Annotated in this window: 14 protein-coding genes and 1 pseudogene; 4 read left to right on the plus strand and 11 right to left on the minus strand. The window is 67.2% G+C overall.

Features of this window, described 5'->3' with window-relative positions; genetic code table 11:
• Positions 1-69: 69 nt before the first annotated feature.
• On the plus strand, positions 70-819 hold the full coding sequence (locus OG921_RS02160; RefSeq protein WP_266110688.1) for a DedA family protein: 750 nt from the start codon (positions 70-72) through the stop codon (positions 817-819).
• Here OG921_RS02160 and OG921_RS02165 read toward each other — a convergent pair.
• Genes OG921_RS02165 through OG921_RS02180 form a run of 4 tightly spaced genes read right to left on the minus strand, consistent with a single transcriptional unit; the run spans position 816 to position 4,108 of the window.
• Complete coding sequence (locus OG921_RS02165) at positions 816-1,901, minus strand: glycoside hydrolase family 76 protein (RefSeq protein ID WP_266110689.1); 1,086 nt, start codon at positions 1,899-1,901, stop codon at positions 816-818. The two genes, OG921_RS02160 and OG921_RS02165, sit on opposite strands and share 4 nt — an antisense overlap.
• Positions 1,902-1,909: 8 nt before the next feature.
• The gene (locus OG921_RS02170; RefSeq protein ID WP_266110690.1) at positions 1,910-2,572 is read right to left on the minus strand and encodes a TrmH family RNA methyltransferase; all 663 of its coding nucleotides are present in this window, start codon (positions 2,570-2,572) and stop codon (positions 1,910-1,912) included.
• A gap of 1 nt (position 2,573) precedes the next feature.
• Positions 2,574-3,359, minus strand: coding sequence for an SDR family oxidoreductase (locus tag OG921_RS02175; RefSeq protein ID WP_266110691.1), 786 nt, complete (start codon positions 3,357-3,359; stop codon positions 2,574-2,576).
• A gap of 23 nt (positions 3,360-3,382) precedes the next feature.
• A complete protein-coding gene (locus OG921_RS02180) occupies positions 3,383-4,108 on the minus strand; it encodes a lysoplasmalogenase (RefSeq protein ID WP_266110692.1) in 726 nt (241 codons plus the stop codon).
• Positions 4,109-4,186: 78 nt separating this feature from the next.
• Between OG921_RS02180 and OG921_RS02185 the strand changes: the two are divergent.
• Both OG921_RS02185 and OG921_RS02190 read left to right on the plus strand, forming a co-directional pair.
• Positions 4,187-4,685: pseudogene (locus tag OG921_RS02185) on the plus strand (hypothetical protein); the annotation flags it as partial.
• Positions 4,686-4,779: 94 nt separating this feature from the next.
• Positions 4,780-5,289: a hypothetical protein gene (locus OG921_RS02190; RefSeq protein WP_266110693.1), complete on the plus strand. Its 510-nt coding sequence runs from the start codon at positions 4,780-4,782 to the stop codon at positions 5,287-5,289.
• A gap of 113 nt (positions 5,290-5,402) precedes the next feature.
• On the opposite strand, the gene OG921_RS02195 is transcribed toward OG921_RS02190, so the two are convergent.
• Genes OG921_RS02195 through OG921_RS02205 form a run of 3 tightly spaced genes read right to left on the minus strand, consistent with a single transcriptional unit; the run spans position 5,403 to position 10,201 of the window.
• Positions 5,403-6,128: an ABC transporter ATP-binding protein gene (locus OG921_RS02195; RefSeq protein WP_266110694.1), complete on the minus strand. Its 726-nt coding sequence runs from the start codon at positions 6,126-6,128 to the stop codon at positions 5,403-5,405.
• Positions 6,125-8,902 carry a branched-chain amino acid ABC transporter permease/ATP-binding protein gene (locus tag OG921_RS02200; RefSeq protein WP_266110695.1) on the minus strand — a complete coding sequence of 926 codons (2,778 nt, stop codon included), beginning with the start codon at positions 8,900-8,902 and terminating at the stop codon, positions 6,125-6,127. Before OG921_RS02200 ends, OG921_RS02195 begins: the two co-directional genes overlap by 4 nt.
• Before the next feature lie 12 nt (positions 8,903-8,914).
• Positions 8,915-10,201 (minus strand): ABC transporter substrate-binding protein, encoded by a 1,287-nt coding sequence (locus tag OG921_RS02205; protein ID WP_323182640.1) that lies wholly within the window; start codon positions 10,199-10,201, stop codon positions 8,915-8,917.
• Between the two features lie 176 nt (positions 10,202-10,377).
• Between OG921_RS02205 and OG921_RS02210 the strand changes: the two genes are divergently transcribed.
• Entirely contained in the window at positions 10,378-11,925 is a 1,548-nt protein-coding gene (locus OG921_RS02210) for a metallophosphatase (protein ID WP_266110696.1), read from the plus strand.
• A gap of 8 nt (positions 11,926-11,933) precedes the next feature.
• Here the strand turns inward: OG921_RS02210 and pyrE are convergent, their stop codons facing one another.
• The 4 genes from pyrE to OG921_RS02230 all read right to left on the minus strand — a co-directional run bounded on the left by pyrE (position 11,934) and on the right by OG921_RS02230 (position 15,180).
• Positions 11,934-12,467, minus strand: a complete 534-nt coding sequence (pyrE, locus tag OG921_RS02215; protein WP_266110697.1) for an orotate phosphoribosyltransferase — start codon at positions 12,465-12,467, stop codon at positions 11,934-11,936.
• Positions 12,468-12,576: 109 nt separating this feature from the next.
• Positions 12,577-13,365 carry an SDR family oxidoreductase gene (locus OG921_RS02220; protein WP_266110698.1) on the minus strand — a complete coding sequence of 263 codons (789 nt, stop codon included), beginning with the start codon at positions 13,363-13,365 and terminating at the stop codon, positions 12,577-12,579.
• A gap of 18 nt (positions 13,366-13,383) precedes the next feature.
• Positions 13,384-14,184 (minus strand): hypothetical protein, encoded by an 801-nt coding sequence (locus OG921_RS02225; RefSeq protein WP_266111032.1) that lies wholly within the window; start codon positions 14,182-14,184, stop codon positions 13,384-13,386.
• A gap of 63 nt (positions 14,185-14,247) precedes the next feature.
• Entirely contained in the window at positions 14,248-15,180 is a 933-nt protein-coding gene (locus OG921_RS02230; protein ID WP_266110699.1) for a DUF5666 domain-containing protein, read from the minus strand.
• Positions 15,181-15,188: the final 8 nt, after the last annotated feature.

Raw genomic sequence — 15,188 nt, forward strand, 5'->3', positions numbered from 1 at the left:
CGGACGTAACGTTGGTCTCAGGGCCGGCGCTGCCCGGATCGCCGGAACACCACCGGTACCCTGGCAGACGTGATCGAGACCATTGCTGTTCAAACGACCACCACGCAGGCCCTGCTGCCGGGCTTTCTCGACCCGATCACGCTGCTCGGGTACTTCGGGAGTTGGGCGCTGGTCGGACTGCTCGCGGTCATCCTCATCGAATCCGGCGTGCTGTTCCCCGTGCTGCCGGGTGATTCGCTGTTGTTTGTCGCGGGCATGGTCGTGGCCGGCGAGACCACCGAGGTGGAGAAGTTCGCCTCGCTCTGGCAACTGCTCGTCCTCATCCCGGTCGCGGCGATCGTCGGCGGGCAGATCGGCTACTGGATCGGCCGCTACGCCGGTACGAGCATGTTCAAGCCGGACGCCCGTTTCCTCAAGGAGCGCTACCTCGTCGAGGCACACGAGTTCTTCGACAAGCACGGGCCGGTCACGATCTTCCTGGCCCGGTTCGTGCCGATCGTGCGCACCCTTGCGCCCATCGTCGCCGGCGCCGCGCGGATGAAGTTCTCGGTCTTCTTGTTCTACAACGTGCTCGGCGCGATCGTGTGGGGCTGCGGTATCACGCTGCTCGGTTACTGGCTCGGCCAGTTCGAAATCATCCAGAAGCTGATCGAGCCGATCTTCATCGTGATCGTGCTCGTCTCGGTGCTGCCGATCGCGTGGGAGTGGTACAAGCGCAGGCGCGCGACGAAGAACGCAGCTCCGGCCGGCAGTTCGGTCACCGTTGCAGACTCGGCGCCCGACGAGGACACCGTGTCCGGCCGGGCTAAGGCCGACTAGAGCTCACCCTCGGGACCGGGTGCCGCCGCGACCCGGTGCGCGGCTTCCAACAACAACCAACCGGCGAGCTGCACCGACAGGTCCCGCTCGGGCGCACCTGTGCCCGGTCCGCGTGCCTGCACCGACCAGTCCGGACCGAATACCGGCCGGCCCTCGATCTCGATGCGGTTGTCCCAGGCCGCCGCTGCGGAGGCGAGCACAATCGCCGCGGCACTCGCGCGGGCGCGTCCGTCTACGCTCGAATCCCCCGGCAGTTGCACCGCGACCATCGCCAGGTAGCGCGCGAGAATACCGGCGAACAGGCCCCCATCTCCCCCGCCTGCGCCCACGATCACGTCGCTGCTGGTGAGCCGGTGTGCCACGGCGTCGACCAGACGATGGACCCGTTCGGCGTGTACCGAGTCGGGGGTCCGCAGCGCCAACTCGGTCTCCAACCCAAGCGCGACGCCCTGACAGTAGGTGTACATGTTTTCCTCGAGCCGGTCGCCCGGCTGGTGAATCCCGTCGAAGATCAGGCCCGTGTCGGGATCGCGCAGCGTCGCGTCGAGCCAGTCGGCCATCGCCACCGCGCGGTCGAGCCGGTTCACGCGGGCGAGCACGATACCGGCCGGACCGTTCGCCGGCGTGTTGAAGAAGTCCGAGTGGATCCGCCAGGGAATGCCACCGCCGCGCTCGGGTGCCCACGCGTCGTAAAGCGGGTCGGTCAGAGTTGCGAGCGGCACCCCGAAGTCGATGCCGACCAACCGCTGCGCACGTTCGAGCGCGATCGCGAGCCAGGCCATGTCGTCGTAGTAGGAGTTGCTCCAGCGCCCGAAGTTGCGGCGTCGGATACCGCGGGCGATATCGGCGATCCGGCGACGCCGGACCTCGCTCGGCGCGCGCACCTCGGCGTCGACGGTGACGTCGAGCAGGTGTGCCTGCCACCAGTAATGCCACACCAGAAACATGCGTTCGTGCCGGGTGGCGGGAGCGGCGACGACGCCGAGCGAGGTGCCGGGAATCAGCCAGAGGCGACGCAGGTTACGTTCGTGCACAGCCGATTCCGCGAGGCCGGCCCGCCAGGCCCACTCGGAGGCGCTCACCGTCGCGTTCACCACGCCCGCCCGAGGTCGGCATGCTGCCTGATCCAGGCGTGCATCGCGATGCCGGCGGCCACACCCGCGTTGATGCTGCGCGTCGAACCGAACTGTGCAATCGAAACCGTCAGGGCAGCAGCATCTTTCGCATGATCGGTGACTCCGGGGCCTTCCTGGCCGAACAACAGCACACAGTCGCGCGGCAGTTCGGCGGTCTCCAGCGGCACCGAACCGGGCACGTTGTCGACCGCCACGACGACCAGGCCTTGCTCATCGGCGAATTCGAGCAGTCCGGCCATGTCCGAGTGATGCCGCACGTGCTGGTAGCGGTCGGTGACCATGGCACCGCGGCGATTCCAGCGTCGGCGTCCGACGATGTGCACGGCAGCGGCGGCAAAGGCGTTCGCGGTGCGGACCACGGTGCCGATGTTCGCGTCGTGTGCGAAGTTCTCGATCGCAACGTGGAACGGGTGCCGGCGTGCGTCGATATCGGCGACGATCGCCTCGCGCGTCCAATAACGGTAGGCGTCGACGACATTGCGGCGGTCACCGTGCGTGAGCAGGTCCGGGTCGAAGCCCGGTCCGGTCGGCGTCGGGCCGTCGCGGTCGGGGTCCCATGGGCCGACACCGTTCGGGTTCTCGCCCCATTCGGTGGGGCCGGCATGTTCCTCGGACACGTCAGGTGTGGCTCATCCGCTTGTTGGTCAGCCGGGTGGCCCAGTCCGGCGAGAATTTGGCGAGGTTGGCGAAAGCCTTGGCCTGCCTGCCGATTGGGTAGTGCACCTTGCGCAGCAGGCGGGGACGGTGACCGACAGCGTCGACGATTCCGTCGGCGACATCTTCGGCGGTGAGGTGAATTCCGAGCGAGCGCGTGGTGCCGGTATCCATCCCGTCGACCATCGCCGTCCGAACGAACATCGGCCACACCGCAATTACCCGGATGTCGTACGGTCGCCATTCGAGGTCGAGCGCCTCGGTGAGCCCTCGCACCGCGAACTTCGTCGCCGAGTACGTCGCGAGTTCGGGCTGACCGTAGATCGCCGACGCGGAGCACAGATTCACCAATTGAGCGCTTGGGGTCTCGCGCAGGTAGCCGAAGGCCGCTCTGCTCCCGTTGACCACGCCGTTGACGTTGATGTCGACCATGCGCCGATGGGTGGCGATATCCATCTCCTCGAATCGACCCGAGGCGAGCACGCCGGCGTTGTTGATCAGCACGTCGAGTCGCTGCTCGTCGGCGTGAAACTGCGCGAGCGCGGAGTCCCACTGCGCCGCGTCGGTGACGTTGAGCAGGCCGACCCGGACACTGCCACCGATGGCTTCGATCTCGTCGCGCAACAGTCCGAGTCCGGGTTCATCGATATCGAACGCGCCTACGTGGTAACCGAGCCGGGCGAAGGCGTGCGCGGTCGCCCGACCGATACCGGCCGCGGCGCCGCTGATGAACACCGTTGGTCTGCTCATGAATGTAGAGGTTATGCCGCGCGCTACTCGATGCCGATCGGTCCCGGCATTTCGGCGATATCGAGCATGCCTTCGACGAGGAGCGCCTGCGCGGCAGCGTAGGAGGCAAGGATCGCGCCCTCCGCGACGCGGCGCGATGTCGACCCGCGCAGCAGGGTGCGCCGCACCACGATAAGTCCGTCGGAGAGCGTGAACAGCAACGCGCCGAGGCCGAGCCTGCTGGCCGGGCGACGCCCGGGGACGACCAGTCCGGCGACGGCGCGCGCGTCCGGCACGAGAGCGGGATCGGAGGCCAGCGTGGTTGCGGTGCCGAGCGTCAGTCCGTAGGCGGTCAGCGGTGCCGCGAGATGGCGGGCGCGCGCGCCGAGCAGGCCGGCGGCCGCGATCGCGCCGGTCACGCGCGGCAAGGCGGCCGGTGCGGTCGGTCGCGCACCGGCGCGATGCAACAGCGCCGCATACCCGAGTTGCATCGCCGCGAAGGCCGTGGCACCGGCGACGAGGCGCCGGTCGTCGTCGGGCTCGATCAGCAGCACGTCACCCACAGTGGCCGCGGTCAGGCCGCCGAGGAGCAGCGCGGTGTCGACCGGGGCGGTGCGCTCACGGGCCCGCCACACCTGCGCCGCGAGGGTGGGCGCGATCAGCGGTTTGGCAATCCATTGCAGTGCTTTGCGCTCGGTGAGTGCCCCGGTCACCGTCAGTGCCACTGCCGCAGAAAACACCGCCCGATCACGGGCAATCCGTGTACCCATCCGCCCTCCTCGCGTCCGTTGGAGGAAATCACTATGTCGTAGGTTTACATCAGATAGTTAGCAAAGGATCATCGTGAGCTGCTGTTCACCTCCTACATGCTCGTCACCGGTGTCGCCATGCTCATCACCGGGGCCGCGTCGAGTCGATTCGGCGCCAGGAAGACCCTGCTCGCCGGACTCGCCCTGATTGTGGTCTTCTCGGCCTGCGCGGGCATGTCCGACACGATCAACCAGATCGTCGGCTTCCGCGCCGGGTGGCCCGGCAACATCAGCTGGCGCGGTCCCTTCTTCGGCGTGGCCGTGCTGATGGCTGTGGCCTTCTGCCTCATCGCCGTCATGCTGCCGTCGGGCCCGAAGGCAGTAGCCCCACTCTGCCCTCTCCGTGGCGCCGCTGCCCCCGTACCTGGCCGGCAAGATGGGCGAGCACAACCTGCACCTCCCGTTCTGGGTCGGCGCCATCTGCACGTTCCTGGCAGTCGTCGTGCTCTTCATCGGGCGCAAGACAATTCACAGCGAGCACCGCCCGGGCGCACACAGCCTCGAAGAAGCGGAAGCCATCACCCTCGGCGACGACTGAGCCTGTCTCTCCCGTTTGCTAGCGTTACCCCCGCAATCGCGGCGTCTCATGCCGCGGTCCGGGGGGTTCGTTTTTTCAACCGAGGGGGAAACACATGAAGGTTCGTCAGTTCGCCATGCGCGCAGTATGTGCGGTGGCGGTTGCGGCGGCGGCCACGATGGGCGCGGCGAGTGCGGCGTCGGCGGAGACCGTGCCACTGCCAACGTTCTGGCCGTATTCACCGATCAACCTGACGCTCGGCCAGAATGCCTGGTGCAACGGCATCGTGGACAGCGGCATCGAGACCGACCCGGCGAAGCCGGGTTTCGTGACGGCGGTTCTTTCGTCACGCGGGATGCACGGCGTCGGGCCGGAATGGGCGCAGAATCCGCACTGCAAGGTCACATGGGTGTTCAGGGCCGACAACGGGCTCTTTTCCAAGACGCCGCCGATGGCGATCCGAACGGAATTCGGCGAGCAACCCGAGTCCGTCCGCAAGGAGTTCTGGGTCGGCAGCGGCTTCACCGGGTTCACGATCGGCGCGACCTTCCTCGACCCTGAGACACAGCAGTTGATCCCGCAGGTTTCCTACCTCGGCGGCTTCGCCTTCGCGATCGTTCCGTAGCACCCCTTTGCCGCACACCAACTGACGCCCCGCATAACGACTCGCCAACGAATTCGTATGCGGGGCAACAGGAAGTGTGCGGCGAACTGCGGTCGAACCGACGCTGAGCCCGCTCAGGCCGCCACCCCGCCGGATCCCAGGTACGCCTGCTCGATCCGGCGGGGGTCGGCGCGCAGCACTGCTGCCGGCTCTTCGAGTTGCACCGCGCCGTGCACCAGCACCACCGCGCGGTCGCACGACTCGAGCGCCAGGTGCACATGCTGCTCGACGAGAAGCATTGCGGTACCCCGCTTCTGCGCGACATCGCGTAACGCGGTCAGGATCGATTCGACAATGGTCGGCGCGAGGCCGGTACTGAGTTCGTCGATCAGCAAGACGCTCGGACGCTGCAGCAGGGCGCGCCCGATCGCGAGCATCTGCTGCTCGCCGCCGGAGAGTTGCCCGGCCTCGACGCCGAGCCGCGGCACCAACGCGGGGAACAGTTCGAGCGCATCGTCGATCGCACCCTTGGCGTGCACCCGGCCGCGGACCGCCAGCCGAAGGTTCTTCTCGGTGGACAGCTTTCGGAACAACGCACGGTCATCGGGCACGAGTACCGCGCCGGCCCGGACGGCCGCGCGCGGATTGCCACCGGGCACGACGTGCCCACCGACACGCACCTCGCCGCCGAAACGGGGAAGCAGGCCGGCGATGGTCATCAGCGTGGTGGTCTTACCCGATCCGTTCGGACCGAGCAGGCACACCATCTCCCCCGCAGCGACGTTCAGATCGAGGTTGCGTACACACGGGCGGCCCTTGAAATAGCCCGTGGACAGGCCGGTGCATTGCAGCGCGGTCACGGCGCCACCTCCGATCGTGCTGCCGGCGCGGGTGTTTCGATCGCCGCCGTCGGTCCCGTTCCCAAGTATGCGCGAATGACGTCCTCGTTCTCCCGGATCATCTGCGTGGTACCGCTGGCGATCACCTTGCCGAGGTCGAGCACCACGACCCGGTCGCAGATGCTCAGCACCAGATCCATGTCGTGGTCGACGAGCAGCATCGTCACACCACTATTGCGCGCGGCCTGCAATCGTTCGCCCAGCCAACGGCTTTCGGTGCTGTCCAAGCCCGCGGACGGCTCGTCGAGCAGTGCCACCTCCGGATTGCCCGCGAGCACGCGAGCCAGCGACACGAGCTGTCGATGCCCGACCGACAATTCGGCCACCGTCGCCTGACCGATCGCGTCGATACCCAACAGTCGCAGGACCCGCTCGACGGCGTCGGCATCACCGTCGGTATCGCTCGTCGTTCCGACCCGCACGTTGTCGATCACGCTCAGGTCGTCGTAGAGCTCCATATCCTGGAAGGTGCGGCCCAGGCCCAGCCTGCTTCGGCGGTGCGGCGCAAGCCCGTTGAGGTCGTGCTCGCCCAGACGCAGTGTCCCGGTGGCGGGCGCGAAGCCACTGATCGCGTCGATCAGGGTCGTCTTCCCCGCACCATTGGGGCCGATCAGGCCGAGGATCTCGCCGCGCCGTACCTCGAATCCGACGTCGTCAACCGCCGTCACCGCACCGTATTTCACGGTGACGTTCTCGACGGTGAGCACAGCCTCGCCGGAGGCGGCGCCCGCCTCCGCACGAGCCGGGGGCACAGGGAGAGCCGTGTCCCCGGCTTCGCCGAGCGTCACGTCCGTGCGCGGCACGGTCCGGATGCGTCCGGGCAACCGCAGCGCGTGCAGATGCCCGGCGATACCGTCGGGACTCGTCGCTACCGTCAGCACCAGCAGGATGCCGCTGACCAGTGCGTAGTAGTCACCGAAGCTCAGGAACCGGTCGGTGATCAGGTAGAACACCCCGCCAGGGGCCAGCACACCGGCAAGTAGACCACCGGTGATCGAGGTGACGCCGGCGATATAGAGCACCGCGAACAACGCGATCCCGGCGAAGACGGTGTAACTTCCCGCGGTCGCCAGTGTCTGCTGATAACCCATCAAGGCACCGGCGAGGCCGGCCAGGAACGAGCCGATCGCAAACGCGGTGAGCTTGGTGCGTCCCACATCGATCCCACTCGCGGCCGCCGAGCGCTCGTTCGCACGAACGGCGAGCATCTCCGCACCGAGCCGGCTGCGCCGCAGCCAGGCCACCGCGAGCGCGGCCAGGATCACCGCGACCAGACAGACCACACCGAAAGCTATTCTCGGGTAAACGGATCCGGCTCCAATGCCGAGGTCGATGCCGAACAGTGTCGGCGCTTCGATCGGTGCGCCCTCCATGCCGCCATTGAGGCTCTGGTTGCGGAACCAGAATGCCTCCATGAAGACCGCGAGCGCCAACGTCACCACCATCAGCGGCAGCCCGCGCACCCGCAGCGAGGGCAGGCCGACCACGACACCGATCACGGTGGCCGCCAACGCGGCAGCAATCGGTGCGATCGGGAACGGCAGCCCCAGGTCACTGGTGAAGCGGCTCAGACTGAATGCGCCGACACCGGCAAGAGTGAGTTGCGCCAGTGACACCTGGCCGGCGAAACCGGTGATCACAACCTGGGACAGGCCGAGGATGGCGAAGATCATCGTCGCGATCACCGCGGCCCGGTAACTGCCCGATGTCGCAGTGAGCGCGACGATCCCGACGAGTGCACCCGCCACCGTGGCGAGCGTGAGCCGCCGCGGACGCGGCGAGCGCCCGAGATCCTGACGAACCAGGGTGCCGCGACTCGGTAGCGACTTACCCCGCACCAGCAGCACTACGAGCATCAGGACCAGCGGAATGGCCTCCGCCACACCCATATCGGGCAACCAGTCCCAGTTCGCCTGCAGATTGGTCGCTTCGGCCTGCAGCATCCCGATCGCCAAACCCGCGAACACCGCGGCGGCCAGGCCGGTGAAGTTGGCGACCAGCGCCGCCGCCAGTGCCGGGACGATGAACATCGAGTACGCGATCGGATTCAGCGGCACGATCGGCGCGATCAGGATCCCGCTGAGCCCGGCGATGACCGACGACAAAGCCCAGTTGCTCAGCGCGATACGGTCGGGCGAAAGCCCGGTGACATAAGCACCCTTCTCCGACTCGGCCGCCGCCTCGGTCGCGATGCCGAACCGGGTGTAGCGGAACACCAACCCCGCGCAGACACCGATCGCGATCACCAACAGCGCAAGCCAGATCCGATCCGTCGGCACCACCTTGTCACCGATCGTGACCGACCCCTTCGGGAAAATCGGCGCCACCGCCACCAGGCTCGACCCGATCCGCAACGCGATCAGCGCCTGCAGCACCAGCATCAGACCGATCGACGCCACTGCCTTCGCCAATGCCGGGGCCGCCCGCATCGGGCGAAACACCAACGCGTACAACAGCGCACCGACGACCGCAGCCATCACCAGCGAAAGCGCCATCGCAGGCAGGACGTCCCACTTCCCACCCACATCGATGGTGGCCGGGAATCCGGGAATCGGGTTGAGCAGCTCACCCCGTCGCAGGAACGCGTAGGTGTAGGCGGCGTACAACGCGATCGAGCCGCTGGCGAAATTCACCACGCCCGAACTCTTGTACGTCATCACCAACGCCAGCGCCAGCGCGGCGTACACCGCGCCGTTGCCAAGGCCCAGCAACAGGAACGCCACATGATCGGTCATCGAACACCCCGCCTAGCGGTTGTAGACGGTGAAGTCCTGCACGTGGGCTTCGTCGTCGACGGCGCCGACGAGAATCTCCTTGCTGCAGACCGAGACCAGCATCGGGATGGCCTTGCCATCGCAGGTGAACGTGATACCGCCACCCGCGGGCAACGGCACGTCCTTGGCCTGGTGCATCGCCGTCATGATCGCCTCCGGCGTGAACTCACCGGTGATCCCCTCGGTGGCGCGGGCGAACCCGAGCACCAACTGGTAGCCCGTCGAGGCGAAACCGTTGGGTTCGGTATCCGGCGCGTACTGCTCGAGCACGGTGCGATACAGCACCGAATCGGGATCGTCGGAGTTGACGTCGGTCGCACCGAACGACGTACCGCCGGCGACCGCATCGGTTCCCACGGCGTCCACGACGCTGGAGTCCAGGCAGGACGCGACGAAGAAATCCTGCACCTGTGGCGTCGCCTGCAAGGCGGTCAGCGCCGAGATACACATCGACGGGTCGCCGAGGATGGTGACCGCGTCCGGGTTGTCGGCGAGACCGGCGGTGATCTGCGGCGTCGGGTCCGGGGTGCCGAGCGGGATGGTGATGATGCCGAGTTCGACGCCGGCCTGCTTGAAGACCGGATCGCCGATCGCCCGGATCGCGGGTATCGCACCGCCGCTGTCACCGATGATGATCGACACCTTCTTCATGCCCCGCTCCTTGGCCACCTGCGCCTGCGCGGAGAGCACGGCGGGGATACCGCCGGTCAGCATGAACGACTCCTTAGACATCATCTCCGGCGCGGAAACGCCCGTCGATCCGATGTAGGGCAGCCCGGCCCCGGCGATGATCGGAAGCATCACCGCACCCTGCGCACCGGCCCCCATCAGCACCGCACTGACGTTCTGCTCGACCATGTCGTTGGCGCACTTGGTCGCCGACGCCGGGTCCTCCTGCTGCTTGCACACCACGAGTTCGATCGGATGCCCGGCGACGCCGCCGGCGTTCTCGTTGACGTAACGCACCGCCGCCTCGGCACCCTCGCGGGTCATCGGCAGCGACGCCGGACCACCTTCCAGCGTGATGAAGCCCAACCGGATCGGAGTGCCCGTCGCCGGATCCGACGGCAGGGTCGTCGTTGATTCGGCCGACGAGCTCTCGCTGCTGTCCGAGTCGCTACTGCACGCAGTCGCGCCCGCGAACACGATCACCGCCGATGCGCCGACGGCCAATGCGGAACGAACACCGCGCCGGTGCTGCCAGATCGCCCTCATCAAATTCTTGCCCTTCTGGCCCGGAACCTGACTGGTCAGGCTCACATTCTGAGTTCGACCGCGCGTCACCGCCCGACACGGCGACGTGACAATCGTGAGGCGAACTGTAACGAACATCACACCGTGATGTACATGGGTTTGGGCGGGTCAGTTTCTCCGGAATCGACATGTAACGCCGCGCGACGAAAGGCAGATATGGACGTGCGGCCTAGGCTGAAGGCATGCGGGCATCGGCTGGCGTGGGCCTGCTCGTGACATGCCTGGTCGCGAGCTTCGTGGCCGCGGATGCCGCCGCCGACCGCGCCCGCCAGGTTCCGGGGGCGCAGCATACGATCGCCCAGGAGCCGGTCGGACTGAGCGCCACTCCCGTTGCGCTCTCCGCCGCAATGACCGCTGGCATATCGTCCGATCCCGTCCCCGGAAGTCGGGACAGCACAACGGAGTTCGATGGCCCCGCGGTACAAACCAGCGGCTGGGACGAGTACCCGTACCTGCGCTACACCGCGACATTCCCACCCGGCACCCGTGCCGCAACCGTGACCTGGCACGGCAGTTCGGTGAACACCAACGATCTCGCGCTGCACGTCTGGGACGGACCGTCGGGCAGTTGGGGCAGCGCGCTGGCCACCGCCCGACCCGCCGCTCCCGGCGGCCCGGTCGTGCTAATGGCGGACGTCCCGATCACCGCCGACGGCGGCGTCGACCTGCTCGTCATCGACGGGCCACGCGCCGACCGGAGCTTCGCCACGCGCAACGCCATGCCCGACGACGCGTTCGCCGATCCCGCCACCTACGACTTCGCGCTGGAACATTTCAGCGATACCCAGTACGTCTCGCGCGACGATCCGGATGTGTACCGAGCCCAGACCCGATGGATCGTCGACAACGCCGAGTCGCGAAAGATCGCCTACACCATGCACACCGGCGACCTGATCCAGAGCTGGATCCGCCCGGGTGCACCGGATGCCGGGGCCCGTGCGGAGTTCGAGGCGGCGAGTGACGCCATGCGCACCCTCGACGAGGCGGGGATGCCGAACGGCGTACTGCCCGGCAATCACGACAACCTGTGGAATGTCGGTGCTCGACTGGTGCCCGGTACGCACGAGGAGAACCACGCGCTCTACAACGAGTTCTTCGGGCCGCAGCGCTACCGCGACCGGCCGTACTGGGGCGGCTCGATCAGCGACGGCGACAACTCCGCCCACTACGACGTGCTCGACATCGCCGGCGCGAAATTCCTGATGCTCTGCATCGGGTACAACCCACCCGGAAAGGTGCTGCGCTGGGCCGAGAACGTGCTCGACGCACACCCCGACCACAACGTCGTCATCGGTACGCACTACTATCTGGACGAGGTTGGCAATCGTAATATGATGGGGTTCAACGATATTCAAGCCAGCGCAGGTGAGATTATCTGGAACCGACTGGTATTGCCGTACGAATCGGTGTTCCTCGTGCTATCCGGCCACGCCGACGGACAGGCCACCGTCGTCGACCGGAACGTCGGATCAACCGACCGGACCGTGGTGCAAATGCTCGCCGACTATCAATATTTCACCGTGAACGGCAAGCGCAGCAACGGCTTCCAGCGATTGCTCCAATTCGACCTGGACGCGAGCACCATCGCCGTCGACACACACTCCCCGGTGCTGAATTCGTTCCGGGTCGAAGATCACGACCCGCGCAGGCGGTTCCGTCCCGAGGACGGGCAGTTCGTCACCGACATCTCGCTGCGGGCCGACGTGCCCCGTGCCGTCGGCGCAGGCTGACCGCGGCGCTACGCCAGACCGAGATCCGCCAGACCGAGCAGCGGCCGGTACTCGAGCCCCTCCGCGGCAATGATCTTGTCCGCGCCGGTATCCCGGTCGACCACGGTAGCCACACCGACCACCGTGGCACCGATGTCGCGCAGGGCCTTGACCGCGGTGAGCGGCGAATTGCCGGTCGTGGTGGTGTCCTCCACCACCAGCACACGCTTGCCGACGACATCGGGACCCTCGACCTGGCGCTGCATGCCGTGCGCCTTCGCCGCCTTGCGCACCACGAACGCGTCGATCGGCCTGCCCGTCGCGTGCATCATCGCCATGGCAACCGGATCCGCCCCCATCGTCAGTCCACCGACAGCGTCGAAGTCCCAGTCGGCCACCGACTCTCGTAGCAACTTGCCGATCAACGGCGCGGCCTCGTGGTGCAGCGTGGCGCGGCGCAGATCGACGTAATAGTCGGCTTCCTTGCCCGAGGACAGTGTCACCTTGCCGTGCACAACCGCCAGCTCGCGCACCAATTCGGCCAGCCGCTCCCGCTCGCTCATCCCAGGACTCCCGCGTCGATCGTTGATTCCAGATCCATAATCGCCGGCCGCGGCGAAGCGCGTCCAACCCGCCCGCGGCGAAGCGCGTCCAACCCTACGTTTCGCACGCTCAGGTGCGCCCGCGACCCCGTCCGACAAGCTTGGTGACGCGCCGCGCCAGGCCGCGCGGTACGAGCCTGCTCGCCGAGGTGATGACCTTGTACTGCCAGCCGGGGATGCTGATTACCTTCCCCTTCTCCAGATCCTCGAACGACGCGGTCACGACCTGGTCCACCGAAAGCCACATGAACTCGGGGATGGACTCCATCGGAATGCCGGCGCGCTCATGGAACTCGGTGTGGATGAAGCCCGGGCAGAGGGCCTGAATCTGCACTCCCGTGCCGACGAGACCGTTCGAGAGACCCTCGGTGAAGGCGACGACGTAGGACTTGGTCCCGGAGTAGGTCGAGCCGCGGCCCGGCACCAGGCCGGCGACACTGGCGACGTTGACGATGCTGCCCTTGGCATTGCCGAGCATGCTCGGGAGCGCAGCCCTGGTCAGTTGGGTGACGGCGGTGACGTTCACGTCGAGTTGCGCCTGCAACGCCGCCGGTGCCGCCGTCCAGAACTCCCCGCTCAAGCCGAAGCCGGCGTTGTTGACGAGAAAGTCCACCCCCTGGTGCAGGCGTTCCACTGCGGCCGCCCGGCCCTCGTCGGTGCCGAGATCGGCGGCGATGATCTCCGAGCGCGCGTCGAACTGCTGCTCCAGGTCGGCGGCGAGATCGGCCAGGCGCTGCTTGTCCCGCGCGACGAGGACGAGGTCGTAGCCGCGGCGCGCGAGCCGCTCGGCGAATCCGGCTCCGAGACCGGAGGTGGGGCCTGTGACCAGGGCGACCGGACGAAGCGAACGCGATGCCATGGCGGTCAGCCTATCGGCTCAGAGCTGGGGCGGTGGACCTTGCTCGGGGTGGCGCTGCCGACGTGGTTCCGACACCGGACCGGCGCCCGCGGAGACCTCCCCGAACGCCACCGTCGGATCCTCCGAATCCGGATCCTTGGGTGCAGTCTCCTCGCCGGGCACGAAATGAGGATACGGCCGCCCCGGGTCGTGATCGTAGGTGTCGAGAAACTCGGGCTCGATGACCGGCGGGAGGGCGTGCAGAATCGCGGACAACCGCGTCACTGCCTCGATCGCCTCGTACCAGTCCTTGCTCGTGACGGTCACCGGGATCGAGCCGAGCGTCCACTGTCCCTCGGTCCACAGCACCTGTACCCAATCGGGCAGCCCTTCGGCGAACCGCACCATGCGCTGATCGCAGACCCGCCGGGCGACCTCGAGATCGGTTGCGAAAATCAGCCGCGACCCGATCGCGCCGAGGAGTTCCAGGTCTGGTTCCCGCGGCGGGGCCATGGTCTTCAGCCGCAGATCCAGATCGACGGCGGAGGCGGACTCGCGGCGCACCGCGATGATCGTCGCGTTCTCCTCCAGATCGAACATCACGAACTGCTCGCCACGCCGGACACCGTTCACAATGTCGATCGCCGGCAGATAGTCCTGCTTGGCCATCGTCGCGCGATTCCAGGTGGCGGGCAGGTGATCGTCGTGTGCTGTGTAGGCATCACCGTGCGACTTCGCCCACTGCGCGCGGACGCGACCGGTGCGCCGCCGCTGGAGCTGGTCGATATACAGCAGGGCGGCCGCGCCGGCGAGCGCAATGGCGGCAAGCCCGAACCACATTCCGGTCATCGAAGCCACCCTAACCAGTTGGGCCAACTCTCGTGCACGCGTCAGGCGCCGAAATCAGCGACCGAATCCACCGAAGTCGCCGAAGTCACCGAGCCCCGGCAGCGCCATCGAGACGAGCACCTTCGCCTGGAACGTTCCGTCGCTGTTGCGATCGCCCTGGGCGGCGACCTGGTCGCCGACCTTCAAATCCGAGACCTGGTTGCCGGAGGTGGTGATTACCTCGGTGCTGGAATCGGTATGGATCGTGGTGCTCCCGCCGTCGATCATGTCCTCGATTTCGAGCGTCGACCCGTTGTTCTGCTTGATGGTGCCCATCGCGAAGCCGACTTCGCCGAACGCGTCACCGAGGCCGGGGATCGCGGGGAATCCGGACGGCGCGGACGGCTCGCTGGGCGAGGCGCTCGGCGATGGGCGTCCGGTCGCCGACGGGGGCAGCACCTGGGTCGGCGCGGCACCGTTGGCGGCCTGTGTCGCGGAATCATCGGAATCGCCGCCGGCCAGGAGGAGCGCGATACCCGTGACCGCAGCCAAGGCGACCACGACAATGCCCGCGACGATGAGACCGGTCTTGTTCTTCTTCGGCCCGCCCGGCTGCTCCTCGAGGGGTGGGACCTCGCCGGGGTACGGCTGGCCCTCGTAGGTCGGATAAGCCATCGTCGGGTTCGAAGGCGGCGGGTATCCGCCCTGCTGGTAGTAACCCTGGTTCGGATAGCCCTGCTGGGAGTACGCCTGGTTCGGGTCGCCCTGGCCGGTGTAGCCGTACCCGGGGTACGCGCCGTACGCCTCGGTGGGCGCGTGATCGCCGTACGCCTGATACGGGTCCGCGGTGTACTGCTGCTGCTGCTCGGTCGGCGCGGAGCCGCCGCCATACGATTCGGTCGGCGCGGAGCCGGCGCCATACGATTCGGTCGGCGCGCCGAATTCCTCGGTCGGCTGGTCCGGCTGCTCCTCGGGGCGCTGCGACCACGGATCGTTCGGATTCGGCATGCCACGAG

It is taken from the genome of Aldersonia sp. NBC_00410, assembly GCF_026342035.1.
Taxonomy (GTDB): Bacteria; Actinomycetota; Actinomycetes; order Mycobacteriales; family Mycobacteriaceae; genus Aldersonia.